General features: G+C 62.4%; 22 protein-coding genes. 14 read left to right on the forward strand and 8 right to left on the reverse strand.

All coding sequences use genetic code 11. The features are described 5' to 3' along the window. Positions 1–10: 10 nt before the first annotated feature. The 4 genes from QMX96_RS06070 to QMX96_RS06085 all read right to left on the reverse strand — a co-directional run bounded on the left by QMX96_RS06070 (position 11) and on the right by QMX96_RS06085 (position 4569). Positions 11–2362 carry a TonB-dependent siderophore receptor gene (locus QMX96_RS06070; RefSeq protein WP_100633413.1) on the reverse strand — a complete coding sequence of 784 codons (2352 nt, stop codon included), beginning with the start codon at positions 2360–2362 and terminating at the stop codon, positions 11–13. Positions 2363–2535: 173 nt separating this feature from the next. Next, positions 2536–3510, reverse strand: a complete 975-nt coding sequence (locus QMX96_RS06075) for a FecR domain-containing protein (protein ID WP_282361390.1) — start codon at positions 3508–3510, stop codon at positions 2536–2538. A gap of 4 nt (positions 3511–3514) precedes the next feature. Beyond that, positions 3515–4045 (reverse strand): sigma-70 family RNA polymerase sigma factor, encoded by a 531-nt coding sequence (locus QMX96_RS06080; protein ID WP_043864521.1) that lies wholly within the window; start codon positions 4043–4045, stop codon positions 3515–3517. Between the two features lie 83 nt (positions 4046–4128). Then, positions 4129–4569: a PACE efflux transporter gene (locus tag QMX96_RS06085; RefSeq protein WP_282361391.1), complete on the reverse strand. Its 441-nt coding sequence runs from the start codon at positions 4567–4569 to the stop codon at positions 4129–4131. Positions 4570–4668: 99 nt separating this feature from the next. Between QMX96_RS06085 and QMX96_RS06090 the strand changes: the two genes are divergently transcribed. The 11 genes from QMX96_RS06090 to QMX96_RS06140 all read left to right on the forward strand — a co-directional run bounded on the left by QMX96_RS06090 (position 4669) and on the right by QMX96_RS06140 (position 16534). Continuing rightward, positions 4669–5559: a LysR family transcriptional regulator gene (locus QMX96_RS06090; protein ID WP_043864522.1), complete on the forward strand. Its 891-nt coding sequence runs from the start codon at positions 4669–4671 to the stop codon at positions 5557–5559. 144 nt (positions 5560–5703) lie between these two features. After that, on the forward strand, positions 5704–7584 hold the full coding sequence (locus QMX96_RS06095) for a methyl-accepting chemotaxis protein (RefSeq protein WP_116055018.1): 1881 nt from the start codon (positions 5704–5706) through the stop codon (positions 7582–7584). A gap of 155 nt (positions 7585–7739) precedes the next feature. Then, a complete protein-coding gene (locus QMX96_RS06100; RefSeq protein ID WP_043864524.1) occupies positions 7740–8525 on the forward strand; it encodes a sulfite exporter TauE/SafE family protein in 786 nt (261 codons plus the stop codon). 478 nt (positions 8526–9003) lie between these two features. Beyond that, the gene (locus tag QMX96_RS06105; protein WP_043864525.1) at positions 9004–9330 is read left to right on the forward strand and encodes a DUF485 domain-containing protein; all 327 of its coding nucleotides are present in this window, start codon (positions 9004–9006) and stop codon (positions 9328–9330) included. Continuing rightward, positions 9327–10985 (forward strand): cation acetate symporter, encoded by a 1659-nt coding sequence (locus tag QMX96_RS06110; protein WP_054915301.1) that lies wholly within the window; start codon positions 9327–9329, stop codon positions 10983–10985. Before QMX96_RS06105 ends, QMX96_RS06110 begins: the two co-directional genes overlap by 4 nt. 84 nt (positions 10986–11069) lie before the next feature. Beyond that, the gene (locus QMX96_RS06115) at positions 11070–12338 is read left to right on the forward strand and encodes an OprD family porin (RefSeq protein ID WP_054915302.1); all 1269 of its coding nucleotides are present in this window, start codon (positions 11070–11072) and stop codon (positions 12336–12338) included. A 134-nt stretch (positions 12339–12472) separates the two neighbouring features. After that, positions 12473–12775 (forward strand): type II toxin-antitoxin system HigB family toxin, encoded by a 303-nt coding sequence (locus tag QMX96_RS06120; RefSeq protein ID WP_123752350.1) that lies wholly within the window; start codon positions 12473–12475, stop codon positions 12773–12775. A gap of 4 nt (positions 12776–12779) precedes the next feature. Further along, on the forward strand, positions 12780–13169 hold the full coding sequence (locus QMX96_RS06125) for a transcriptional regulator (RefSeq protein WP_116055022.1): 390 nt from the start codon (positions 12780–12782) through the stop codon (positions 13167–13169). A gap of 37 nt (positions 13170–13206) precedes the next feature. Further along, positions 13207–13911 (forward strand): hypothetical protein, encoded by a 705-nt coding sequence (locus tag QMX96_RS06130; RefSeq protein WP_282361400.1) that lies wholly within the window; start codon positions 13207–13209, stop codon positions 13909–13911. 38 nt (positions 13912–13949) lie between these two features. Further along, positions 13950–15827, forward strand: a complete 1878-nt coding sequence (locus tag QMX96_RS06135) for a DUF294 nucleotidyltransferase-like domain-containing protein (protein ID WP_282361402.1) — start codon at positions 13950–13952, stop codon at positions 15825–15827. Continuing rightward, positions 15824–16534: a 3'-5' exonuclease gene (locus tag QMX96_RS06140; protein ID WP_282361403.1), complete on the forward strand. Its 711-nt coding sequence runs from the start codon at positions 15824–15826 to the stop codon at positions 16532–16534. The genes QMX96_RS06135 and QMX96_RS06140 overlap by 4 nt, the downstream gene beginning before the upstream one ends. Before the next feature lie 139 nt (positions 16535–16673). Here QMX96_RS06140 and QMX96_RS06145 read toward each other — a convergent pair whose 3' ends face one another. Continuing rightward, complete coding sequence (locus QMX96_RS06145; protein WP_054915306.1) at positions 16674–18344, reverse strand: BCCT family transporter; 1671 nt, start codon at positions 18342–18344, stop codon at positions 16674–16676. A 203-nt stretch (positions 18345–18547) separates the two neighbouring features. Between QMX96_RS06145 and QMX96_RS06150 the strand changes: the two genes are divergently transcribed. Continuing rightward, positions 18548–18895, forward strand: a complete 348-nt coding sequence (locus QMX96_RS06150; protein ID WP_058541323.1) for a hypothetical protein — start codon at positions 18548–18550, stop codon at positions 18893–18895. Positions 18896–18901: 6 nt separating this feature from the next. On the opposite strand, the gene QMX96_RS06155 is transcribed toward QMX96_RS06150, so the two are convergent. Next, positions 18902–19867, reverse strand: coding sequence for a GlxA family transcriptional regulator (locus QMX96_RS06155; RefSeq protein ID WP_100633170.1), 966 nt, complete (start codon positions 19865–19867; stop codon positions 18902–18904). Between the two features lie 127 nt (positions 19868–19994). Between QMX96_RS06155 and QMX96_RS06160 the strand changes: the two genes are divergently transcribed. Continuing rightward, the gene (locus QMX96_RS06160) at positions 19995–20636 is read left to right on the forward strand and encodes an HD domain-containing protein (protein WP_043864536.1); all 642 of its coding nucleotides are present in this window, start codon (positions 19995–19997) and stop codon (positions 20634–20636) included. Here the strand turns inward: QMX96_RS06160 and QMX96_RS06165 are convergent. Further along, complete coding sequence (locus QMX96_RS06165; RefSeq protein ID WP_254998434.1) at positions 20633–20872, reverse strand: divalent metal cation transporter; 240 nt, start codon at positions 20870–20872, stop codon at positions 20633–20635. The genes QMX96_RS06160 and QMX96_RS06165 overlap by 4 nt on opposite strands. 1144 nt (positions 20873–22016) lie before the next feature. On the opposite strand from QMX96_RS06165, the gene QMX96_RS06170 reads away from it, so the two are divergent. Continuing rightward, complete coding sequence (locus QMX96_RS06170; RefSeq protein ID WP_282361406.1) at positions 22017–23093, forward strand: kelch repeat-containing protein; 1077 nt, start codon at positions 22017–22019, stop codon at positions 23091–23093. A gap of 28 nt (positions 23094–23121) precedes the next feature. Here the strand turns inward: QMX96_RS06170 and QMX96_RS06175 are convergent, their stop codons facing one another. Next, positions 23122–25566 (reverse strand): hypothetical protein, encoded by a 2445-nt coding sequence (locus QMX96_RS06175; RefSeq protein ID WP_282361407.1) that lies wholly within the window; start codon positions 25564–25566, stop codon positions 23122–23124. Positions 25567–25608: the final 42 nt, after the last annotated feature.

The raw sequence follows: 25608 nt of genomic DNA on the forward strand, positions 1-25608 counted from the left end.
CACGCTGGCCTCAGAAGTCCCAGCGAGTGGTCACCATCACGTTTCGCGGGTCGCCATAAGAGGCCGAGTTGTAGAAGCCGATATTGGTGAAGTAGGCCTTGTCGAACACGTTGTTGACGTTCAGCGTGGCCGACAGCTGCTCGCTGATCTGGTAACGCGCCATCAGGTCCACCAGCCAGTAAGGGTCCTGGGCAAACTCTTCGTCGCGCTTCTTGACGTTGTTCGACAACACCTGCCAGCCCTTGCCCTGCCAACGCGCACCACCGCCGATGGTCAAGCGGTCGAGCGCCCCCTTGAGCTTGTAGCTGGTGTAGAAACTGACCTGATCCTCGGGCTCCCAGGTCGACACCTTCTTGCCCTGGTCATCGCGGATCACCTTGTGGGTGTAACCACCCTGCAGTTGCCAGCCCTCGGCCAGTTCGCCGGAGATCTCTGCCTCGTAACCCTTGGTCTTGGCCTTGATGCCTTCGTAGGCATACTCGACCGCCGGGTTGGTCGGGTTGCCGTTGTAGGCCCGGTCCTCTTCGCCCCGGCTGCTCTGGTGAATCTCGAAGTACGCCAGGCTCGCATTCAGGCGCCCGTCCAGGAACTCACCCTTCAGGCCCACCTCGTAGTTCTGCCCTTCATCCGGGTCGAGCAGGCGGTTGTTGCGGTCGCGGTACCAGGCATCCTGCGGCATGAAGATATCGGTGTAGCTGGCATACAGCGACAGGTAGTCATTGAGGTCGTACACCGCCCCCAGGTAGGGCAGCAGGCGATCGTCCTCGCGGCCGTTGGCGGTCACGCCGTTGATGCGGTAGTTGGCCAGGCGTGCACCGAGCAGCAGCGTCAGATCGTCGGTGGGGTGCAGGCGGGTGGTCACGTAGGTGCCGGTCTGACGCACGCGGTCATCCACGGTCTGGGTCTGCTCCCCCCAGTCCGGTTCGGGGGTGTTGCCGTTCCAGCTGCCGTAGTCGACGGAGTTGCCATTGGGGTATCTGGCGCTCCACCAGCCCTTGCCTTCCCAGTGAGACTGGGCAAACGAGGTACCGATCACCAGTTCGTGCTCACGCCCCAGCAGCTCGAACGGCCCGCTGGCGTAGAGGTCGGCCGAATTGCTCACCGTCTCGCCCGTGTATTTGGCCGAATAGAGGCTGGCGGTGCCGTCGGCGCGCGGGTAGTAACCCTGGATCGAGCCCAGCGGCGCGTCATAGCCGTTGATCTTGTGGTCCAGCTGCGCCTTGGCAACCCAGCCGTTGGCCAGGTGATGCTCCAGGCTGGCAAACACGGTGCGGGTGTACTGGTTCCAGTGGCTCCACTTGGCGCCGTTGTTGAAGTGGCGTGGCAGGTCGTTGCGGTTGCCCTGGGCATCGAACAGCGGAATGCTGCCCGACCAGCTCGAGCCTTCCGGCTTGTTGTCCTGGTAGTCACCGCCCACGGTGAGCAGGGTGTCCGGGCTCAGGTCGAATTCGAGGATGCCGTAGTAGACGTTGGTCTTGCGCTGGTAGTGGTCCATGAACGAGTGCTTGTCCTGGTAGGCCGCCACCGCACGGCCGCGCACGTTGCCGCTGTCGGTCAGCGGGCCGCCCACGTCGAGTTCGCTGCGGTAGTTGTCCCAGCTGCCGGCGCCCAGAGTGAAATGCCCCTTGAAATCGGCAGTCGGCTTCTTGCGCACCAGGTTGATCGTGGCCCCCAGCGACCCCGCGCCGGTGAGCAGGCCGGTAGCGCCCTTGAGCACTTCCACGCGGTCATAGATGGCCATGTCGCTCAAGGTGTTGCCGGCCGAATAGCCGACGTTGCGCGCCGTCGAGGGGATGCCGTCGTACTGGAAGTTGTTGATCGAGAAGCCGCGGGCATAGTAGCTGGTGCGGTCGCTGTCGAAGGCCGACACGGTGATGCCCGGGGTATGGCGCATCACATCGTCGATGTTGTTGAGCCCGAAATCGTCCATGTGCTGACGGGTGACCACGGTGATGGTCTGGGGCGTTTCGCGCGGTGTCAGCACCAGCCGTGTGGCGGTGGCGATGGTGCCTGGCGTGTAGGAGCCGCTGTCTTCGGTGATGGTACCCAACTGGTTGCTGGTGACTTCGGTCACGCCCAGGTTCAGCGCCCCGGCAGTTTGCGGCAGCGGGGCCAGGCTGTAGCGCCCGTCGTCTTCACGCACGGCCATCAGGCCATTGCCCTCGAGCAACGCCTGCAGGCCCTGATCGACACTGTAACGCCCGTGCAGGCCGGCGCTGGTCTTGCCCGCGGTCAGGCTCGGTGCGAACGACAGCACCACGCCGGCCTGGGCGGCGAAGCGGTTCAGAACCTGACCCAGGTCGCCCTGGTCGAGGTTGTATTCGGTCGGTGTGGTGCTGTCGGCGTGCGCCATGCCCGGCATCGCCAGCGGCCACAGCAGGGTGGAGCACAACAGCGTGGTACGCAGCCTTGCCGCGACCGGTGATCGGGTATTCATCGGTTCTTTTCTCTTCTGGTTGGCAGTCAGGCCATCACGCCTGCATGCCTAGAAGTCGAACGAAGGAGCGAATACCTATCATTTACGAAAAATATTTTTCATGTCGTGAGGGGTGCGATGCTTACCCAGTATTTTGTGCGCCGCTCGACCCGCACCGGCAGGGTCTTGCCGATGGCGCGCAGAATCTGCTCGGTGTCGTCGAGCTTGAAGGTACCGCTGATACGCAGGCTGGAAACCTCGTTGGCACATTTGAGCCAACCGGGGCGATAACGCCGCAGCTCGGCGATGAATACCCCCAGCATCTGGTCGTTGGCAATCAGCAGCCCCCTGCGCCAGGCATCGCGGTCGGGCTCCAGCGGCGAGCCAAGCACGAACTTGGGGTGTGAAAACCGCACCTGATCCCCGGCATCGACCACGGCCCCCCCCATGCCATCGCGCGGCATCACGCCCACCTGGCCCTGGTACACCGCCAGTTGCGTGCTGCTGGCGTCGCTGTCGCGGCGCACCAGAAAACGCGTGCCCAGCGCCTCGACGGTGCCGTTGACGGTCTGCACCCGCAACGGGCGCCCGGCCTTGTCGGCGGCGCTGGTGATCATCACCTCGCCCTGGCGCAGTACCAGCAGGCGCTGCTGGTTGTCGTAGCGCACATCCAGGGCAGTGTCGGTGTTGAGTTCGAGCCGGGTGCCATCGGCCAGGGTCAATGCCTGACGCTTGCCGACGCGGGTATGGTAGTCCGCCGTCCACGGCCCGCTGCTCAGCTCTCGGTAGCCGGCCCAGCCCAGGCCGCTGGTGCCGGCCAGCACCAGTATGCCCTTGAGCACGCCGCGCCGCGGGATCGCGGCAGGCTGCCCGGCGATGTCCAGGGTACGCCCGGCCAGCCCGCCAGATAGCTGGCCAAGCCGCTGCTGAACCTGGACGACCTGTTGCCAGGCCCAGCGATGCTGGTCGTGGGCGTCCAGCCAGGTCTGCCACGCTTGCCGGTCGGTATCATCCACGGCATCAGCATTGAGGCGGGCGCGCCAAAGCGCAGCCTGTTCCAGCGCGGCGCGCTGGAGAGGGTCGAGAGTAGCCATGGGGTCACGAGTCGGCTTGCAGGCTGTACAGCGTACAGTGGTGAAAGGCCTTGGCGATATAGCGGGTGACCGTCACCTCGGAAACCCCCAGCTCCTCGCCAATCAGCCTGTAGGTCATGCCATCGAGCTGCGACAGCAGAAAGGCCCGGCGTATGCGCGGGCCGAGCCCCGCCAGCATGGCATCCAGCTCGCACAGGGTCTGCAGCAGGATCAGCCGCTCCTGCTCGGATATCTCCACCGCTTCGGGCTGCTCGGCCAGTGCCTGCAACCAGGCCCGCTCGAGGCGGGCACGGCGAAAGTAGTCGATCATCAAACGCCGCGCGATGGTGGCCAGGTAGCCGCGTGGTTCGCGTACCGCGCCTAGCCGGTCGCTGGCGTCCGGGGCGCTGAGCACCCGCACGAACACGTCCTGCATCAGGTCGGCCGCCAGGTGCCGACAGGCCACCCGCGGACGCAGCCAGCCCTGTAACCAGCGGTGGTGGTCCTGATAGATACGGCTGACCTGTTCGCGCAACGCGGGATCGGGAGTGGACATGGGCGACCGGGGTACGAATGAGAATTCCTATCATTCTATGCCTAGCCGACGCTCAGAAGCAAAGCATCGCGGGCCTGCACGCCCTACACGGCGGGCGATACCTGTGCCGCTGCCGAACTCGGCAGCCCGAACACCCGATCGAACAGCCAGTTGTAGAGGTACGTGTAGCACGGGATCAGGATGATGAACGCCAGGTCCACCAAGAAGGCCTCCCACAGCGAAATCCCCAGCCACCAGGCAATCAGCGGGATCAGGTACACCACCAGGGTAAGCTGGAACCCGATCGCGTGCGCCACGCGCCGGGCCACGCTGCGCCCCCGTGTGGCCTGGCGGCTCTCCCAGTACTCGAACAGGGTGTTGTAGATGAAATTCCACACCATCGCGATGGTGGTGATCATCACGGCCAGCGGCCCGGTGTTGCTGGGCGCGGTGCCGGACAGCAGCGCCAGCCCGAGTGTCGACAGGCACAGCCCGATACCTTCATAGGCCGTTACATACACCAGCTTGCGTTTCAGACCTTGCACCTTTTCACCCCTCGGCAAATCAAATTCGGCCGGCAGGATGCGTCAATCTTCTTGACAGAAAAAGTCAGCAGCTATCAGATCTACTGAAAGGAGAGGCTGATGAATTTTTCCAGCGACACTATCGAACTGTTTCTTGCGGTGCTCGACCGCGGCTCGTTCTCGGCTGCCGCCCGGGCATTGGGGCGGGTACCCTCGGCAGTCAGCATGGCCATCGCCAACCTGGAGGCGGAGCTAGGCTTTGCCCTGTTCGAGCGTACCCACCGTGAAACCCGCCCCACCCCGCTGGCCCTGGCGCTGGAGCCCCATGCCCGGCTGATCGCCGACCAGCTGACGCAGCTTCAGGTACACGCCATCGAGCTTTCCCAGGGCCTGGAAAGCACCCTGGCCATCGGCGTGGTGCCCGACATCGATCACCAGCCGCTGCTCCAGGCCATCGGCCAGATCAGCCAGCGCCACCCGCTGCTGCAGGTGGAGGTGCTCAGCGCCCCGCAGGAAGATGCGCTGCACCTGCTGCACGAGGGTCGCGTGCAACTGTGCCTGGCGTTTGCCGGGCTGACGGTCGACCCGCGCCAGCGCTTCGAACAGGTCGGCATGGAGTCGCTGACCGCCACCCTCTCGCCCCATCACCCCGCGCTGGGCGAGCAGGTGCGCTACCTCGAAGACCTGGTCAACGTGCGCCAGATCGTGGTGGCCAGCCGCGATTTGCCGATGCTCGACCCCCGCGTGCTGATCGGTGCCTCGCACTGGCGCACCGACAGCCTGAGCATGGCCATCGAGATGGTCGAGGCCGGGCTTGGCTGGGGCGACTTCCCGCTGTCGCGCATTGCCCCGCTGCTCAAGGCCGGGCGACTGGTGCAACTGGATTTTCGCAACACCCGCAATGAACTGCGCCTGCCGGTGCATGCCTTCTGGCTCAAGCAGCAGCCGCTGCAACGCGCTGCCCAGGAGCTGGTGAGGTTGCTGAGACAGACCGCAGCCCTGGCCGACTGACCCCGCGTCAAAATGGTACGTAAATATTTCGTGGTTTCAGCCGATACCTGAAAGGTCAGTCGCGTGCAATTCACGATGGCGGTGCTCACAAGGCTCCGACCCGTGACGCCGTCACTTCCCCTATCTGGCTAAAGGTCTCGAAACATGAACCTGAAATTTCGCCACAAGATCCTGCTCAGCGCCAGCGCAGTCGTCGTGCTGGCCTTTGCACTGTTCACCCTCTACAACGATTACCTGCAACGCAACACCATCCGCCAGAACATCGAATCGTCGGTCAACCAGGCCGGCGCGCTGACAGCCAGCAGTGTGCAGAACTGGATGAGCGGGCGCATCCTGGTGCTGGAAAACCTGGCCCAGAACATCGCCCACCAGGGCGCCAATGCCGACTTCCCCGGGCTGGTCGACCAGCCCGCCTTCACATCGAACTTCCAGTTCACCTATGTGGGCCAGACCAACGGCGTGTTCACCCAGCGCCCGGACGCGAAAATGCCCGACGGCTACGACCCGCGCCAACGTCCCTGGTACACCGCCGCTGTCGCCGCCGGCAAACCCATGCTCACCCCACCCTACCTGGCGGCTGTCGGCGGGCTGGTGGTGACCATTGCGATGCCGGTCAAGAGCAACGGCGAACTGGTCGGCGTGGTGGGCGGCGACCTGAGCCTGGCCACCCTGGTGGACATCATCAATGCCGTGGACTTCGGCGGTATCGGCCACGCCTTCCTGGTCGACCGCGACGGGCAGATGATCGTCAGCCCGGACAGCGACCAGGCCATGAAGAACCTCAAGGACATCTACCCCGGCAGCAACCTGCAGGTCGCCGCCGGCCTGCACGACGTGACCCTCAACGGCGAACAGCGGATCATCTCGTTCGCCCCGGTCAGCGGCCTGCCGTCGGCCGACTGGTACATCGGCCTGTCCATCGACAAGGCAAAGGCCTATGCCCCGCTGAGCCAGTTCCGCACCTCGGCCATCATCGCCATGCTGATCGCCGTGGCCGCCATCGCCGGCCTGCTGAGCCTGCTGATTCCGGTGCTGATGCGCCCCCTCACCACCATGGGCCGCGCCATGCAGGACATCGCCCAGGGCGAAGGCGACCTGACCCGGCGCCTGACCGTGGAAAACAAGGATGAATTCGGCGAACTGGCCGGTGCCTTCAACCAGTTCGTGGAGCGCATCCATGCATCCATTTCCGAAGTGGCCTCGGCCACCCGCCAGGTGCACGACCTGTCGGAACGCGTGATGAGCGCCTCCAACGCCTCGATCATCGGCTCCGAGGAACAGAGCCTGCGCACTAACAGCGTGGCCGCTGCAATCAACGAACTGGGCGCCGCCACCCAGGAAATCGCGCGCAACGCCGCCGATGCCTCGCAACATGCCAGCGGTGCCAGCGACCAGGCCAACGATGGTCGCCAGGTGATGCAGGAGACCATCAGCGCGATGACGGCGCTGTCGCAGAAGATCAGCGAGTCGTGCGAGCAGATCGAAACCCTCAACGCCAGCACCGATGACATCGGCCAGATCCTCGACGTGATCAAGGGCATCTCGCAGCAGACCAACCTGCTGGCACTCAACGCTGCCATCGAGGCAGCACGGGCCGGTGAAGCCGGTCGCGGCTTTGCCGTGGTGGCCGACGAAGTGCGCAACCTGGCGCACCGTACCCAGGAATCGGCCGAAGAGATCCACAAGATGATCACCACCCTGCAGGTGGGGTCGCGCGAGGCAGTGCACAACATGAACGCCAGCCAGGTGTCCAGCGAGCAGAGCGTGCAGGTCGCCAACCAGGCCGGCGAACGCCTGACCAGCGTGACCCTGCGCATTGGCGAGATCGACGGCATGAACCAGTCGGTAGCAGCCGCCACCGAGGAACAGACCGCCGTGGTCGAGAGCCTGAACCTGGACATCACCCAGATCAACGTGCTCAACCAGCAGGGTGTGGCCAACCTCAACGACACCCTCAAGCACTGCGATGACCTGGCGCGTCAGGCCGGGCGCCTCAAGCAACTGGTAGACAGCTTCAAGATCTGACCCCCGCCCTCGCCCATCGGCCGCCCAGGCGGTCGATGGCACCCTCGCCTGCTGCGTTACGGTTATAAACTAATAACGAACAAGTCTATTTGGCTATAAAAAAACCTTTATGCTGGCGCCATCCGATCACGGGCTCGCTGGGTGTTTAGGTATTTATGGATGTAGGTTCTTTTGGTTTCACCATCGCAGGCCTGGTTGTTGGGTTCATTGTCGGCATGACCGGCGTTGGCGGTGGTTCGTTGATGACCCCGATCCTGCTCTGGTTCGGCATCAACCCGGCCACTGCAGTGGGCACCGACCTGTTGTATGCGGCCATCACCAAGGCCAGTGGCGTCTGGGTGCACAGCAAGCAAAAGAACATCGACTGGAAGATCACCGGGCTGCTGGCCATGGGCAGCGTGCCAGCGGCGGCCTTGACCCTGTGGTTTCTGAGCACCCTGCATACCGACACCCAGACGCTCAACGGCGTGATCAAGCAGGGCCTGGCGGTGGTGCTGATCCTCACGGCGCTGGCCATCCTGTTCAAGTCGCGGTTGCAGGCGTTTGCCAGCAAGCACGCCGGTGACCGCTACCACCTCAGCGAACGCAGCCTCAACGCCCTGACCGTGGTCACTGGCGTGGTGCTGGGCGTGATGGTGTCACTGACCTCGATTGGCGCGGGCGCCCTGGGCACTGTCGCGCTGTTTCTGCTGTACCCGTACCTGGTCACCCGGCGCCTGGTGGGCACCGAGATCGCCCACGCGGTACCTCTGACCCTGGTCGCCGGCCTGGGCCATGCGAGCATGGGCAACATGGACTGGTCGTTGCTGGGCTACCTGCTGCTGGGCTCGTTGCCGGGGATCTACCTGGGCAGCCACCTGACCGGGCGCATTTCCGACAACGTACTGCGCCCTTGCCTGGCGGGGATGCTGTTGCTGATCGGGTACAAGCTCGCGTTCTGAGCGCATCTTTCCGACAACGCGTCGACGCCATTCGCCGGCAAGGCCGGCTCCTACCGTGATCATGTAGGAGCCGGCCTTGCCGGCGAAGCTTTTTATGACGCAACGTATAGTAGTATTACCATACGTCGCAGGTAGTACTTCCATAACAACACGACATTGTTATATAAGATGCCCGGAGCCATCTGCGCTGCCGCCACCGACAAGGGGGCAGCTGACATCAAGAGCTAACAATCAGCCAACGGGTGCCACACATGTCGAATTCTCACCAGGGCCTCGCCCCTGCCTGTACGAGCCTGCTCAACCTCGGCTCACCCCCGCGCACGTTACCTCGCCCCGCGACCTGATCGCGGCGCGCCGGCGCCTGCCCCACAGCATTTACCGTCTGGCTGCGAGCCCTGCCCGCCGCCCTGACGCCCCACACCCGCAACAAAGTCGATGGCCCGCCCCAGGCAATAAAAACAACAAAGGAGCCCCACCCATGACGCACGCCCCAACCGATCACGCGCAGAGTTGCGACCGCATCCGCGCCAACCCCAAATTCCAGCAACTGGTGCGCACCCGATCGCGCCTGGCCTGGTCACTCAGCGCCGCAGTGCTGGGTGCCTACTACCTGTTCATGCTGGTGGTGGCGTTCTACCCGCAGGTGCTGCACACACCGCTGGGGGACGGTCGCCAACTGACCCTCGGCATTCCCGTGGCCTCGGCACTGATCGTGCTGTCGTGGCTGCTGACCGGCTGGTACGTGCGCAGCGCCAATACCCGCTTCGACAGCCTCAGCGCACAGGTACTGGAGGAGTCGAAATGAACCGCACCGCACTGCTAGTGCTGAGCAGCCTGCTGCTGACCCCGGCGGCTTTCGCGGCGCCGCTGGTGGCCGACAGACAACCGGTCAACCTGCACGCCATCGCGATGTTCTTCGTGTTCGTGCTGGGCACCCTGGCGATCACCTGGTGGGCCGCGCGCCAGACCCGCTCCACCTCCGACTTCTACACCGCCGGCGGCGGCATCAGCGGTTTTCAGAACGGCCTGGCGATTGCCGGCGACTACATGTCGGCGGCCACCCTGCTGGGCCTGTCGAGCCTGGTGTTCGCCAAGGGCTACGACGGCTTCATCTACACCGTGGCGTTCTTCGTCGGCTGGCCGATCATCACCTTCCTGATGGCCGAGCGCCTGCGCAACCTGGGGCGCTACACCTTTGCCGACATCGTGTCGTACCGCCTGGACCAGACCCGCATCCGCACCTTCGCCGCCTTCGGCTCGCTGACCGTGGTGTGCTGCTACCTGGTGGTGCAGATGGTGGGTGCCGGGCAACTGATCAAGCTGCTGTTCGGCCTGGACTACAGCACCGCCGTGATGGTGGTGGGCGCCCTGATGCTGGTGTACGTGATCTTCGGCGGCATGATCGCCACCACCTGGGTGCAGATCATCAAGGCCGTGCTGTTGCTGGCCGGTGGCACCACCCTGGCGCTGCTGGCCATGGCCGAGTTCGGCTTCAGCCTGGAAACCCTGGCCAGCCGCGCAGTGAACGTGCACAGCACAGGCTGGAGCATCATGGGCCCCGGCTCGATGCTGGCCGACCCGATCAACGCCGCGTCGCTGTCGCTGGGGCTGGTGTTCGGCATCGCCGGGCTGCCGCATATCCTGATGCGCTTTTTCACCGTGCCCAACGCCAAGGAAGCACGCAAGTCGGTGTTCTACGCCACCGGCTTCATCGGTTTCTTCTTTCTGGTGGTGATGGTGCTGGGCTACGCGGCCATCGTCATCGTCGGCACCGACCCGCAGTTCTACGTGGACGGCGACCTCAAGGGCGCGCTGATCGGTGGCGGCAACATGGTCGCCATGCACCTTGCAAAGGCAGTGGGCGGCAACCTGTTCCTGGGCTTCCTGTCGGCGGTGGCCTTCGCCACCATTCTCGCGGTGGTGTCGGGCCTGGCACTGGCCGGTGCGTCGGCCATCTCCCATGACCTCTACGCCACCGTGTGGAAAAAGGGCACCGCCAGCGAAAAGGACGAGATGCGCGTGACCCGTATCGCCACCGTCGGCCTGGGCATCATCGCGATCCTGCTGGGCATCCTGTTCGAGAAGCAGAACGTGGCCTTCCTGGTGGGCCTGACCTTCGGTATCGCCGCCTCCACCAACTTCCCGGTGCTGATCATGGCCATGTACTGGAAAGGCCTGACCACCCGCGGCGCGCTGGCCGGCGGCTTTGCCGGGCTGATCACCGCGCTGGGGCTGGTGATCCTGTCGCCGGCGGTGTGGGTGTCGGTGCTGGGCAACGCCCAGGCGATCTACCCCTATGACCATCCGGCACTGTTTTCCATGCCGCTGGCGTTCCTGGTCACGGTGATTGTGTCCAGGCTCGACCGCAGCGCCCGCGCAGCCCGCGAACGTGCGGCCTTCGACGACCAGTTCGTGCGCGCACAGACTGGCCTGGGCGCCGCCACCGCCGTCAGCCACTGAACCACTGCAACCCCTGTCACGGGCCGCTACGGCGGCCCGTGCGGGCATCGCTGCACCTCATAAAAACAAAAAAGAGGATTTACCATGCACCGCACTTTCCCACCGTTCAGCCTTGGCCTGCTGGCCACGGCAACACTCGCCGGCGTTTGCAGCACGGCCAACGCGGCCTTTGTCGATGACAGCAAGGCCAGCGTGGAACTGCGCAACTTCTACTTCAACCGCGACTTTCGCCAGCACGAGGCCCCGCAGTCCAAGGCCGAGGAATGGGCCCAGGGCTTTGTGCTGCGCTACGAGTCCGGCTTTACCGAGGGCACCCTGGGCGTTGGGGTGGACGCCATCGGCCTGCTCGGGCTCAAGCTCGATTCCAGCCCCGAACGCAGTGGTAGCGGCCTGCTGCAGCGTGACCGCGAGGCACCGCGCCGTGCCCAGGGCGAGTACAGCGAGCTGGGCCTGACCGCCAAGGTGCGCGCCAGTCACAGCGTGTTGAAGGTCGGCACCCTGATACCCAGGCTGCCGGTGCTGATGCCCAACGACTCGCGCCTGTTGCCGCAGACCTTTTCCGGCGGGCAGTTGAACGTGCAGGAGCTGGAGAACCTGAACCTCGACATCGGCCGGCTGCGCCAGGTCAACCAGCGCGACTCCACCGACTACGAGGACATGGGCGTGACCACGGGCGCGGCAAAAAACATCGTGGCCCGGCGCAGCGACAGCGATCGCTTCGACTTCGCCAGCCTTAGCTACAAGTGGACCGACAGCCTGACTACCAGCTACAGCTACGGTGCGCTCGACAACCTCTACCGCCAGCACTTCGTGGGCCTGAACCACACCTGGGCGCTCGGCGAGGGGCAGTCGCTCAAAAGCGATATCCGGTTCGCCCGCTCCAGCGACGACGGCGCCAGCAACGTCGACAACAAGGCGCTGGGGGCGATGTTCACCTATGGCATACAGGGCCACGCCTTCGGTGTGGGCTACCAGCGCATGCGCGGCGACACCGGCTTTGCCTACCTCAACGGCGCCGATGCCTACCTGGTGAACTTCGTGCAGATCGGCGACTTCGCCAACAAGGACGAAACCTCGTGGCAGGCCCGCTACGACTTCAACTTCGCCAGCGTGGGCCTGCCGGGGCTGACCTTCATGACCCGCTACCTGCGCGGCGACGGCATCGACCTGGGTGCGGGGCGGCCCGATGGCAAGGAGTGGGAGCGCGACACCGATATCGGCTACGTGGTGCAAAGCGGCCCGCTGAAAAACGTCGGCGTGAAGTGGCGCAACGCCACGGTACGCTCCACGCATTTCGGCAACGACCTGGACGAGAACCGGCTGATCCTGTCGTACACCGTTGCACTCTGGTAATTGAACATTGGCCATTCGCCGATAACACTCAGGCGTTGCTCGTGGTCCAGAGGGCAACGTCTGACGTCATCAAGCGACGAACAACTGGAAGTCGCGCTTGAAAAAGTCCCACCTTGGGACCAGAATGGGGCCTTATGAGAATCATTGCAATCAGTCACCTGAAAGCATTTTCCGAGAAGCATCCTGCATCCAAGCAACCCTTGCTCTCATGGATTGACGAAGCCAGGCAGGCAAGATGGTCCACGCCTGCGGATATCAACGCGCAGTTCTGCAATGCCAGCATCCTCAAAAGTCGCAGAGTGGTGTTCAATATCAAAGGCAATGACTATCGGATCGTGGCTGCCGTGGCCTATCGCTTCGAAGCCATCTACATCAAGTTTGTCGGTACTCACGAACAATACGATGGCATTGACGCCGACACCGTTGAGATGGAGTGATCCTGTGAACATTCACCCAATTCATACCGAGCAGGACTACCAGGCCGCGTTGAACGCAGTGTCCGAGCTGTTCGACAACGAGCCGGAACCCGGCACGCCCGAAGGTGATTACTTCGATGTCATGGTCACGCTGATAGAGGCGTATGAGACCAAGCAGTTTCCGCTCGACCTGCCCGACCCCATCGAGGCTATTCGCTTCAGAATGGAGCAGTCCGGCCTGAGCGCCGCCGACCTGGTACCGGCAATCGGCCGGAAGAACCGGGTCTACGAAGTACTCAATGGAACGAGAGCGCTGACACTGCCGATGATATGGCGGTTGCACGAAATGTTCGGAATTCCGGCGCAAAGCCTGATAAAACCTCGACAAGTACAGGGCGTCGACACTACACGTTGACTGCTTGCGCAGCGCTATCGAGCCAGGGAGGCCCGGCATGTTTCACGTTCTGTTCCACCGCTTTCCTCTTGCCCTTGCCCTGAGCGCCCTGCTCGTCGCCTGCGTGCCCTACCCGCGAGAGCGCCCGGCCTATGCCGACCTGTGCGAGTCGCGCCAGGTGTTCGAGGTGCCGACCGCGCACGGGGTCAAGACCTTCTACCTGTACACCTACCTCTACGACCATGCGCTGATGTGGAGAGATCGACCCTACACGCAGGGTTACTTCAGCGTGCCCCATGGCTCGCCACAGCGCGAGTTCTACGTGCAGGTGATCGGCTTCAACAAGAATCGCCAGCAGCCTCTCAAGCCAGGGTCGGGCGAAGCGCCCATCCCCATGCTGTACGACAGCCGCAAGGCCTACCTGACCTTCGAGAATGGCCAGCGCCTGGCGGCCCGCCCGGACATTTACCTGGGCGCGCTGAACAACGACTTCCCGCTTTCGGGCAAGGACTACGTGCGCCCCTCGCCGTTCGACATCAACAGTGACGAGGTGCACCGGCGCATTCCCAAGCTCACCAACAACAGCCGCTATGGCTCGGTCTACGTCGCGTTCAACACCCCGGACTTCAACGCCGACGCCAAGTGGACGATCAACCTGGGCACGTTGGAAATCGACGGGCAGTCGGTTACTGTGGCGCCACTGCAACTGTGCCACCACCCGAAAAAATCCTGGATCGGCGTCGAGCCGTTGATGCGGCCCTGAGCCCCGGTCCACTTCACGCCCACATTCAGCGAGGTTGCATGCAGATCGAGCTTCTGGAGGTTCGCGATCACCTCCACCGTTTCGCCCCTTTCGACGCCCTGCCCGAAGAAACCCTCAACGGCATTGCGCCACGAATCCAGGTGAGCTATTTCAAGGCCGGTAGCACCATCCTGGAAGCAGGCGCCAGCATCCAGGACCTGCACTACGTGCGCAGCGGTGCGGTGGAGATCTACCGGCGCAACGGCGAGCTCTACAACCGCCTGGGCGAAGGCGACATCTTCGGCCAGGCCGGGTTGCTGCGCAGCAACAAGGTGCGCTTTCCGGCCAAGGCGCTGGAAGACAGCCTGATCTACTTCATTCCGGCAGACCTGTTTGCCGAACTGTGCGAGCAGCACGACAGCTTTGCCGAGTTCGTCGAGGCCGAAGGGCATTCGCGTCTCAAGTCCGCTGTCGAAGGCCAGGGCCGCGCCAGCGAGCTGATCCAGCTCAAGGCACGCACCCTGCTCTCGCGCAGCCTGGTGTGGGTGAGCCAGGACACTTCGATTCTGGACGCGGCGCGCCTGATGGCCGCCGAAAGCGTGTCGTGCGTGGCAGTGGTCGAACCGGTACCGGATGCCCCCGACAGACTGCTGGGGCTGGTCACCGACCGGGACCTGCGCACCCGCGTGCTGGCCGCCGACCTCAGCAGCAGCCTGCCCATCAGCACGGTGATGTCGAGCGATCCGGTGGTGATCCAGGCCAACGACTCGGTGTTCGAAGCCATACTGTGCATGCTGCGGCGCAACATCCACCACCTGCCGGTGGTGCACAAGGGCCGCACGCTGGGGCTGATCAACCTGTCGGACATCATCCGCCACGAGTCCCAGAGCAGCCTGCACCTGGTCAACAGCATCTCCAACCAGAACAGCGTGGCCGGCCTGCGCTCGCTGCTGCGCGACCTGCGCGGCACCTATGTGCGCATGGTGCGCGATGGCGCCACCGCGCACATGATCGGCAGCGCGATTTCCGGCATCGGGCGCGCCTTCACCCAGCGCCTGCTGGAACTGGCCGAACGCGACCTGGGCCCGCCGCCGGTGCCGTACTGCTTCATGGCGCTGGGTTCGATGGCGCGGGACGAACAGTTGCTGGTCACCGACCAGGACAACGCCCTGGTGCTGGACGACAGCTTCGACCCGGTGCAGCACGACGCCTACTTCCTCAAACTCGCCACCTTCGTCAGCGACGGCCTGGCCGCGTGCGGCTACAGCTACTGCAAGGGCGGGATCATGGCCACCAACGACCAGTGGCGCCAGCCGCTGCGGGTATGGAAGGGCTACTTCACCCAGTGGATCGACAAACCCAACGCGGCCACCCTGCTCAACAGCAGCATCTTCTTCGACCTCGACGGGGTGTATGGCCAGCTGGAACTGGTGGAAACCCTCAAGACCCTGTGCGCGCAGAAGTCCAGCGCCAGCCCCGCCTTTCTTACCGCCATGGCGCGCAATGCACTGAACCGTACGCCGCCGCTGGGGTTCTTCCGCACCTTCGTGATGGAAACCGACGGCCGCCAGAAACAGATCATCAACCTCAAGGGCCGCGGCACCGCACCGCTCACCGACCTGATTCGCGTGCATGCCCTGGCCTGCGCCAGCACCGCGCAGAACTCGGTCGAGCGCCTGGAAGCCATCAGCGCCACCAAGCTGATGCAGCCGGCGGCCATCGAGCACCTGCGTTATGCGCTGGAGTTCCTGTCGATGGTGCGCATTCGGCACCAAGTGGACGCCCTCGAAAACGGCCAGCAGCCGGACAACTACATCGAGCCCGAGCGCTTCTCCAGCAGCGAGCGACACAACCTCAAGGAAGCGTTCCAGGTGCTGAGCCATGCGCAGAAGTTCCTGCGCTTTCGCTACCCTGGCATCGTGCGGCACTCGCGATGAAGCCGCGTGGTATCGACCGTATCGACTGGGCAACGTGCTTTCAGGCATTGGCAGCCCAGGCGCGCAACCCGCTGCTGAAGAACTTCTATGCCGCCGGCGTGGTGCCGGCTGGCACTCCCCTGGAGCAGGTGCCGTTGCTGGCGCTGGATGTGGAAACCACCGGGCTGGATGCGCAGAAGGATGCCATTGTCAGCATTGGCCTGATGCCCTTCACCCTGCAGCGCATCCGCTGCGCCGAGGCGCGCTACTGGGTGGTGAAACCGCGCACCGAACTGAGCGACGAGTCGGTGACCTTCCACCACATCACCCACAGCGACATCCGCCATGCGCCCACCCTGCCCCATGTGCTCAACGCGTTGCTGGGAGCCATGGCCGGGCATGTGATGGTGGTGCATTACCGCAACCTGGAACGCGGGTTTCTCGACAATGCGGTGCGACGGCACCTGGGTGAGGGGTTGGAGTTTCCGGTGATCGACACCATGCAGCTGGAAGCACTGCTGCACCGTGGCAAACGCAGTTGGCGGGACCGCCTGCTGCGCCGGCCGCCAGCCTCGATACGCCTGGCCGACAGCCGCGCGCGCTATCACCTGCCGCCGTATCACGCGCACCATGCCCTGACCGATGCGTTGGCCACGGCCGAGCTGTTGCAGGCCCAGGTGGCACATCGGTTCGAAGCGGGAATGGAAATCGGGCGGCTGTGGGATTGAACGCCAGCAAACTGGCTTTGTGCAGAAGCCAGCCTTGCTGGCGATGCCCGGCTACGCCGGGCCAGGGGCGCCATGCACGCCATCGCCGGCAAGGCCGGCTGCTACGCCCCCACAATAAAGTTGCTGCGCCGGGCGGGCTTTAACCGCGCGGCTCCGACATCAGTCCCTTGACCAGCGACACACAGCCGAGCAGCAACACGATGGCGAACGGCAGGCCGGTCGACACCGCCATCGCCTGCAGCGCAATCAAGCCGCCACCGAGCAAAAGCGCAATCGCGATCACGCCCTGCATCACCGCCCAGAACACCCGCTGCGGCACCGGTGCATCCACCTTGCCACCGGCGGTGATGGTATCGATCACCAGCGAGCCGGAGTCGGACGAGGTGATGAAGAACACCGCCACCAGCACGATGCCGATGAACGAGGTGATCTCCTTGAGCGGCAGGCCGCTGAGCATCGCGAACAGCTTGAGCTCCAGCACCGCATCGGTCACGCCGGCAAAGTGCTGGTTCACGGTCTGATCGATGGCGGTGCCGCCGAAAGTGGTCATCCACAGTACCGACACCAGCGAGGGCACCAGCAACACGGCGATGAGAAACTCGCGCACCGTGCGGCCACGGCTGACACGGGCGATGAACATGCCCACGAACGGCGACCAGCTGATCCACCAGGCCCAGTAGAAGGCAGTCCAGCCCTGGGTGAACTCGGCATCCTCGCGCCCCACCGGGTTGGACAACGCCGGCAGGTACTCGATGTAGGCCGTGAGGTTTCTGAAGAAGCCGGTGAAGATCGCCAGGGTCGGCCCGACCACGATGATGAACACCAGCAGCAGCAACGCCAGGCCCATGTTCACCTGGGACAGCATCTTCACGCCCTTGTCCATGCCGGCCAGCACCGAGCCCAGTGCGATGATGCTGATGCCGATGATCAGCAGCACCTTGCTGACATTGGTCGAGGGGATCGCGAACAGGTATTCGAGCCCGGCTGCCGCCTGCTCGGCACCGATCCCGAGGGAAGTGGCCAGGCCGAACAGCGTGGCGAACACCGCCAGGATATCGATCACATGCCCCGGCCAGCCCCACACGCGCTCACCCAGCAACGGGTAGAACACCGAGCGGATCGACAGCGGCAAGCCCTTGTTGTAGGTGAACAGCGCCAGCGACAACGCGACGATCGCGTAGATCGCCCACGGGTGCAGGCCCCAGTGGTAGATGGTGGCCGCCATCGCCATGTCGGCCGCCACCTTGGCATCACCGCCTGCACCGCCCAGCGGCGCCCAGTCGGTACGCACGCCGTTGGCGTCGAGGGTGACCCCGCCCATGGCGGCCGAGAAGTGCGACATCGGTTCGGCCACGCCATAGAACATCAGGCCGATACCCATGCCGGCGGCGAACAGCATCGAGAACCAGCCCACATAGGAATGGTCCGGCACCGCTTCGCGCCCGCCCAGGCGCACCTTGCCCAACGGCGAGACGATCAGGCCCAGGCACAGCAGTACGAAGATGTTCGCGGTGCTCATGAAGAACCACGCCAGGTTGGCGGTCAACCAGCTGCGCATGGCGCTGAACACCGGCTCGACTTCGTTCTGCAAGGCCAGGGTGAGGATGACGAACAGGAAGATGGTGGCGGCAGAGATGAGGAACACCTTGCCGTGGATGTCCAGCGAGAAGGAAAACTCGCCCTTGAAATTGTCCTGGCCGACGACGTAGTCGGTATCGATCAGGTTTACTTCACCGCTGGGAGCTGGAATGCCGTCGACGGTCGGCGGCTGAGAATGCCCGGGTGTGTCGTTGGAGGGGGTTCTTCCCACGAAATAGCTCCTTGAATTGCTGGCACGCTTCGACGTGCAGTGATCTGATAGCCCCGCTGTTCCTATGGCAAAACGAGAAATGTGAAGGCCACAGGGTAGCAGGCCTGAGGTCGGACCGCCGCACCCGTCATCGGTTCAAGGCTTTTTGCCATTATTTGCATTCACCTTGCCGGCCCTTTATTGCACGACTCAAGCGAGCCCCCATGTCCCGATACGCCATCGCCGTCACCGCCGCCGACCACAAGCCAGGGATCGTCAAGCTGCTGCGCCAGTGGTCTGCCGACAGCATCGGCGAGCTGATGCGCAAGGTGGGCACGCAAACGCCGGTCGTGCTGTTCGATACCACGGACTTCGCCCTGGAGGTGCCCAGCGAGCAAGGCACGGTGACGCAGCAGCAAACGCTGCTGGCAATCATCGATGCGCTGGAGCAGGCCGGCGCCAGCCTGCGCATCACCCACCATGCGGGCACGCTGGTGGAGCCGCTGACGCGTGAGATGCTGGAGAACCTGTTCGAAAGCGAGCTGCTCTACCTGGGCCAGGAGCACGACTGAGCGTTGCTACGCCCCGCCGTGCCCGTAACGCTTGCGGTACTCGGCAGGTGTCACCCCCACGTGCTTGAAGAACGCTCGGCGCAAGGTGTCGGCGTTGGCGAAGCCGCATTTGGCGGCGACCTGCTTGGGCGCATCACCACCGGCCTCCAGCAGGGCGCGTGCAGCGGCCACCCGCGCCGACTCCACCCAGGCTGCGGGCGTGACGCCCACCTCGGCATGAAACAGCCGGGCAAAATGCCGGGGGCTGAGGCCGGCATGTTCGGCCAGTGCCTCGACTGTCAGCGCCAGCTGCGGGTTGGCGGCCACCCAGCGCTGCACTTGCTGCAACACCGAACGCCCGGCTGGCTGCGCCTCGCCCTTGCGGCTGAACTGCAACTGCCCGCCCGGGCGCTTGAAGAACATCACCAGTTGCGCCGCTACCCGCAGCGCGATTTCACGGCCCAGGTCTTCCTCCACCAGCATCAGCGCCAGGTCCAGCCCGGCAGTGACCCCGGCGGCTGTGCGCAGCTTGCCGTCGCGCACATACAGCGCATCCTCTTCCACGCTCAGGCTCGGGTAACGCTGTGCCAGGGCCTGTGCCGCGGCCCAGTGCGTGGTCACCCGCCGCCCATCCAGCAACCCGCTGGCCGCCAGCGCGAAGGCGCCGGTGCACACCGAGCCGAAGCGGCGCGACTGGCCCGCGCAATCGCGGATCCAGGCCAGCAGCGTGTTGTTCAGTTGCATCCGCGCCGCATCCGGCGCCCCGGCCACCAGCAAGGTGTCGAAGCGCTGCCCGGGCTCACCTGCCACCAGGTCGGGCAACAGCCGCGCACCGGACGAGCTGTGAATGGGCCCTGCCTCGCACGCCACCACCTGCAACGTGTAGACCTGCCGACCCGCCTCGACATTGGCCTGGGCGAACACATCCAGCGGGCCCGACACATCGAGCAGTTGAACACCGGGCAGCGCGAGTACGGCAATGGTTCTGGTCATGGCGAAGGGGCGAACCTCAAGGCGTCGTGATTTCACGTGAAATGGCAGTATATGGCGTATCACGCCATTTGAGGACAGCAGTGTCGAGGCTGACAATGGAGGCGAACCGCAACCCGGAGCCTGCCCCATGACACTCGACATCCACGGCATCAAGATCCCCGACAGCCAGCTCGCCCGCGAAATCACCGAGGTGGTACGCGATACGGCCTCGCCCCTGCTGTTCCACCATTCCAGCCGCGTGTTCTACTTCGCCGCCCTGGCGGGCCAGAAGCGCGGCCTGAAGTTCGACGCCGAGCTGCTGTACTGCGGCTGCATGTTCCACGACATGGGCCTGACCCATCAGCACAGCAGCGCCTGCGAGCGTTTCGAAGTGGATGGCGCCAATGCCGCACGCGACTTCCTGTGCGGCCACGGCATCGCCCAGCAGGACATCGATACGGTATGGACCGCCATCGCTCTGCACACCACCCCAGGCATACCCGAGCACATGCACCCGGTGGTGGCGCTGGTGACGGCAGGGGTCGAGATGGACGTGCTGGGGCTGACCCACGGCCAGTACGGCGCTGCCGAGCGCGAAGCCATCGTCAGCGCCCACCCGCGGGGCGAGCATTTCAAGGAAGACATCATCCAGGCCTTCTACGACGGCATCCGCCACAAGCCACAGACCACATTCGGCAACGTCAAGGCGGATGTGCTGGCCGACAAGGACCCCGCCTTCAAGCCCGGGAATTTCTGTGCGGTGATTCGCGGCTCGAAGTGGGCGAGCTAGGCACCTGCTGGCCCGTGGTGCTTGATAGTGGCGGCCAGGCCGCGACGGGTGATGTAGCCGATGCGTGCGCTCACCAGTTGAATCGCGATCATCAGGGGCAGGGTCAGCACCACGGTCCACAGCATGGAGAAGCCAAACTGTGCGCCGGCTTGCGAATAGGTGGCGATACCGCTCGGATCGTCGTCGGCAGCGCCGGTGATCAACCCGGGCCCAAGCCGTCGCAGGCTGCGGCGCAATCCGATTTTCCTGACAGGCTTCATGGCCGCGCCTCGATTCACCTGCGGGGGTGGGCCGAACATTGCGCAGGGGACAGCAACAGACTAGCCCGCCCACGGCCGTTTGAGCGCCGGCATGACGGGCTTGCAGGCGAAGGTTGCAGACTCTTGGTAAACTGGCGCACTTGTGTTTTTGGGGCTGGCCGGTGTGACGCGGTGTCAGCGCAGAACGCCCATCGCCCGAAACACCCCGAATTGGCTGCACCACACGTAGACGAACATGCTCTCAGAACCTGTTACAACTCCTGTAGATACGCGGCCCGAGCCGTCCCGCCGGTTCAGCGTTGCACCCATGATGGATCGGGGCGCTTAAATCAAAACCCCCTTATTTTTCAATAGGTTGATGCGTATGAACATTTTGCTGTAGCAAAATTCAAGCAAAGCGTGAAGACATTCGGCTTAACGCCGTCCGGAGAGGTGCCCTCTCAACGCGCGACCTTATGGGCTGACAGCTCGTGGGTGAGCAACCATAGAAGGCGTGAGCGCGCATCAAGTCTGAACAGCAACTTCGCTTTGTGCAGTCGCTTGCCTTCCTTCCATCGAACTCAGGTCAGGCTCAATGGGAGGGAATGCCCGCAGCAGCGCGGGGAAGCCGATGTAGACGGGGGGGGTTAGACTGGCCGGATAGTGACTCAGCGCCAGGAGCGACTCTGTTCGCGGGCCGAGAAAGCCATTCACTTCTTTTTTTGATGAGCGGATCGCCATCCAATAAACATAAGCAGCAATCCGATGGCGAGAACCAAAATCACAGGTATCTCTATCGGTCTTGATCTAAGCCAGAAGTTGATGGCAAACCCAGTTCCAGCCAAGCAAAACAGCATACCTACCTGGAATGCATAGCTTTTCAACAATTCACCCATTATCCCCCCCTCAGATCACTATTTCGATCTACCAGCACATGCTGGATGCAAGCTCCTTCCCCTTGACCAGCAACCGTTCCAACCAAACGGTCAGCCCAATCCTGAGTCATTTTTCGATGCTGACTCCAGATACCTATACCAATTCAAAGCAACAAAACTATGTCAACGATGAGATCGCAACAGTAGAATTGTCGGCTTGATGCTCGAGCAGCATGGTAACCCGCAAGCATATACAGGAATAAACAATGGATATCAAACGGCTGGCCACCACCTTAGCACTATCAGCAGTCGCTTATGCTGCGAATGCGGAGATGCATTTTCAACCAGTCGGTGACATGGTCGTACCGGCATCCCAGCACCGCGACGTGCTGCTAAAAAACGGGAACGTACTCATAACCGGCGGCCAGAACGGCGAAGGCGGCATTGCCAATGCACAGGTCTTCGATCCAAAAACAAAAAAATTCACCGATGCCGGCATGATGACGGAGCCGCGCTTCGTCCATGCGATGAACGTTCTGTCTGATGGCCGGGTGCTAATCACCGCAGGCTTCAGCAAGGCTGGCCAGTTCCTGCAAACTTCTGAGCTCTACGATGGCAAAAGCTTCCGTAAGGGCCCGCAATTGGTAGAGAATCGCGACAACCAGCGCACGATCGACCTGGGCAGCGGTAAAGTTTTCATTGAAGGCGGCGACAACGAGAAGCTTGGCTATATAGCTTCCACCGAGTTGTTCGATCCGAAAGGCAACACCTTCACCGCTGGTCCGTTACTGCCAACAGGCCGAGCCATGGACACCATCAGCGACATCGGCAAGGGAAAGACCCTTCTTGCCGGCGGCATGAAGATCGTCGACTTCAAGCAGGTGTTTTTGAAAGAGACCGTCATTTACGAAGAGAAAAGCAACACGGTAAAAGCCGGCCCGGACCTGATCACTGCGCGCAAACAGCACAAGGCTACAACTCTCCGCGATGGGCGCGTTCTATTCACTGGCGGAATGAACGATAGCGGTACCCTTGATAGCGCAGAAATTTACAGCAGCGGCAAAATCAAGCAGGCGGCCAAGATGGTGAGTCCACGTCGCGAGCATTGCTCGGTGCTTTTGAATGACGGACGAGTACTGGTTGCCGGCGGCCATACTGGAATCGACTTCACGGCAACCACAGAGGTGTTTGATCCGTCCACCGGGAAGTTCTCTGCAGGCCCTTCCATGGCCGCCGCGCGCGCCTTCCCTACTTGCACAAAGTTTAAGGACGGTACTGTACTGGTAGCAGGCGGATCCAACCAAAGCGGCGCAACGAAGTCAGCAGAGATTTTGGTGCCCTAAATGAATAGGGGCATAAAGCCCCTATTTTTTAGATGTCGTCCAGGCTTGCCTCCCAATGAAGTCTTGCCGTATTGCCTGATGAGAAGCTACCAGACGGGGCAATCATCGCTGGACGAATGCTTCCTGTACCTACGTTATAAGCAATCGGAATCGGAGCCATAGATCCAACAGTACTTTGGTCTCCACCAGATTGGCTGGATACTGCCACTGAAACGTTCGGCAGCTTCGAGAACGGGTAACGAATAGTTTGAGCTGGAGCTGCAATAGTTGCAGCAGCAGTAGTCGTCACATTAATCGCGCCGGCCTGGCGCATCTGCCTTGTTGGAACGTTTGCATTTTTTGCCGTGGCCACCAACAGCGGAGTGCCAGATGGCCCATAAACGTTATCAATTATCAGGTAGTTGCTATCAAACGTGGCTTTGATTTGGTCGTCTGCCGCCAGGAAGCCCTGTAAGGCTACGGCTGCCATGTGGATATGCATACCGTTGATATTCACACTGCACGGACGTTGACTGTTTCGTGCTCTCAAGAACACTGCCTTTGAAGTAGCTCCGGCGTTCGGCAGCTCTAAGGTATTGTCCCTTACAACTATCAACATAGCTTCAGCCAAACTAACTCCAGGCGAAAGATGGATATAACCAACAGAAGCACCAACACCGTAGCTGATGAATTTGTTATTTTCGATGGTGAATGTTCCACCATAGATTTCTGTTCCATAGATGCACTCGCCGTCTGTGCTCGAGACACCATAAACCAGGCTGTTCCGAACTGTTGCATCTCGGCCAGACATGATCACTCCATTTCGGAATACGCAGTTGTCATAAGTGATCTTGTCGGCGTTTCCATGCATGTCGCCAGCGCCAATATCAGAAGCTAGGTCGATATTGTCCAGTATCATTCCGTAGATCAGGCCATGGCGATTAGGAACGCAGCAGATGTCGTCCATACCGCCAATGGCGACAGCATGACGGGTGGCTGCAGCATTACCACCATACACCGCAAAATTATGACAGTTGGAGATAGTTAGGCCGTACTCATCGTTTACCGCTGGCGATCGATTTGGCGTTGATGCCATGTTGATCATCACATCGAAGCAGCGCTCAACTTCTAGCCCAGTATAAAGCGTTACGTCACTTGCCCAATAATTGGTCACCTTCACGCCGTCACCAAACAACACCTTAAATGGCGCGATTGAGTAGGTGTCCGATGGCGAGAAGTGCATCTCGTTGACCGAAACTCTCACGCCGCGCAAACGGTAGACCTGGACCTCACTTGAAAGATAGACAGACGAACTGTTGCCATAGATCGTGACAACGTTTCCGTTGATCGAGTGCACCTTCCACATCTCGCCTGCTCGGTAAGGATCACGGTCAATCAACCAAGAGCCATTGGTTGGGTTGTACACCACAATCACATCCCCCGGCACGAGGTCGGGAGCGGCAGAAAACGTAATTGCTCTGGCCCCCTTTACTACGCTGGCTCCCAGGTTACCGATTCGAGTCAGTTCACCTTGCGTCAACATGCAACTGCCAGGTCCAGAAGCCAAGCTGAAGTCGACCCGGGTCGAATAACCATCCCCTGTATACGCGATGTCACGAGTGGCAAGCGTACCCTTGTTCATTACGTAGTGTCCGCCAGGCGCATGTACCCGAGGGCAGCCCGAGTCGATCGCCGCCTGGTAAGCGGCCCAGTCGATAGAGTCCGTCAGGGCTACGGCGTGCGGGTAGACCGCCTGAGCGGTCGCAAGGGTGGCGAACCGCTCGGACAGAGGGTGCAAAGTTCCATCTGCGATGGCTCCATAATCCTTGACATTGGCAGTATCGTTAAGCCGGTCAGCGACCGTGCGCTGCTTCCACCCGATCCCGCTTGCTCCGTCAGGTTTGGAAAGGTCCTGCACAGCGTGTGGCGTACCGTCCGGGTAGATATAGAGCACGTTGGCGGAGTTGTTGATCGGCCCCTGGATCCCGCCGACAACACCGCCGACGTACTGCTGGGTCCACAGCTTATTGACCGCGTCCTGGTTGTCGTTCGGATCACCCAAGTTCTTGATCTGGCGCCCCTCGGCATCGTAATAGTTTTTGCCAATGGGCCGCATGAGCGCACGTGACAAGCCCGCCAAACCTTGTTGAATCAACATTGTCAGCCGGTCAAAGACGTTCTCATGTGTCTCAGCCAGGAACTTGCCTTGGTTGCGCAAATCCGTTGGCTGGACAGCAGCCATCACCCTGGAGATCGTCAGGGTGGCGCCCGGTACAGCAAGCACGCCAGCGGCGTAGGTGGAGGTGAGCGTACCGCCGCTCTGTGCCCCCGCGCCCGTCAGCGTGTACTGAGCCCACGTCAGCGTTTCGGTGGTGCCGTCCTGTTTGGTCAGAACGGCTTCGATGTCGGAGTTCTGCAAGAACCGGTACGGGATGGGAAAGTCAGGCCCGCCGCTGCTGAAGTCAACGATGCTATCGGTCGTCGATACGGTCAATTTTCTATGCTCCAGAAATGCGAAAGCCCCGCAGGTGCGGGG

This window comes from Pseudomonas sp. PS01300, from assembly GCF_029960155.1.
In the GTDB taxonomy this organism is placed as follows: Bacteria; Pseudomonadota; Gammaproteobacteria; order Pseudomonadales; family Pseudomonadaceae; genus Aquipseudomonas; species Aquipseudomonas palmensis.

Coding starts and splice junctions, on each gene's coding strand:
- QMX96_RS06070 (WP_100633413.1), bottom strand. CDS start 2,362: ATGCCGGGCATGGCGCACGCCGACAGCACCACACCGACCGAATACAAC.
- QMX96_RS06075 (WP_282361390.1), bottom strand. CDS start 3,510: ATGGCTACTCTCGACCCTCTCCAGCGCGCCGCGCTGGAACAGGCTGCG.
- QMX96_RS06080 (WP_043864521.1), bottom strand. CDS start 4,045: ATGTCCACTCCCGATCCCGCGTTGCGCGAACAGGTCAGCCGTATCTAT.
- QMX96_RS06090 (WP_043864522.1), top strand. CDS start 4,669: ATGAATTTTTCCAGCGACACTATCGAACTGTTTCTTGCGGTGCTCGAC.
- QMX96_RS06095 (WP_116055018.1), top strand. CDS start 5,704: ATGAACCTGAAATTTCGCCACAAGATCCTGCTCAGCGCCAGCGCAGTC.
- QMX96_RS06100 (WP_043864524.1), top strand. CDS start 7,740: ATGGATGTAGGTTCTTTTGGTTTCACCATCGCAGGCCTGGTTGTTGGG.
- QMX96_RS06105 (WP_043864525.1), top strand. CDS start 9,004: ATGACGCACGCCCCAACCGATCACGCGCAGAGTTGCGACCGCATCCGC.
- QMX96_RS06110 (WP_054915301.1), top strand. CDS start 9,327: ATGAACCGCACCGCACTGCTAGTGCTGAGCAGCCTGCTGCTGACCCCG.
- QMX96_RS06115 (WP_054915302.1), top strand. CDS start 11,070: ATGCACCGCACTTTCCCACCGTTCAGCCTTGGCCTGCTGGCCACGGCA.
- QMX96_RS06120 (WP_123752350.1), top strand. CDS start 12,473: ATGAGAATCATTGCAATCAGTCACCTGAAAGCATTTTCCGAGAAGCAT.
- QMX96_RS06130 (WP_282361400.1), top strand. CDS start 13,207: ATGTTTCACGTTCTGTTCCACCGCTTTCCTCTTGCCCTTGCCCTGAGC.
- QMX96_RS06135 (WP_282361402.1), top strand. CDS start 13,950: ATGCAGATCGAGCTTCTGGAGGTTCGCGATCACCTCCACCGTTTCGCC.
- QMX96_RS06140 (WP_282361403.1), top strand. CDS start 15,824: ATGAAGCCGCGTGGTATCGACCGTATCGACTGGGCAACGTGCTTTCAG.
- QMX96_RS06150 (WP_058541323.1), top strand. CDS start 18,548: ATGTCCCGATACGCCATCGCCGTCACCGCCGCCGACCACAAGCCAGGG.
- QMX96_RS06155 (WP_100633170.1), bottom strand. CDS start 19,867: ATGACCAGAACCATTGCCGTACTCGCGCTGCCCGGTGTTCAACTGCTC.
- QMX96_RS06160 (WP_043864536.1), top strand. CDS start 19,995: ATGACACTCGACATCCACGGCATCAAGATCCCCGACAGCCAGCTCGCC.
- QMX96_RS06170 (WP_282361406.1), top strand. CDS start 22,017: ATGGATATCAAACGGCTGGCCACCACCTTAGCACTATCAGCAGTCGCT.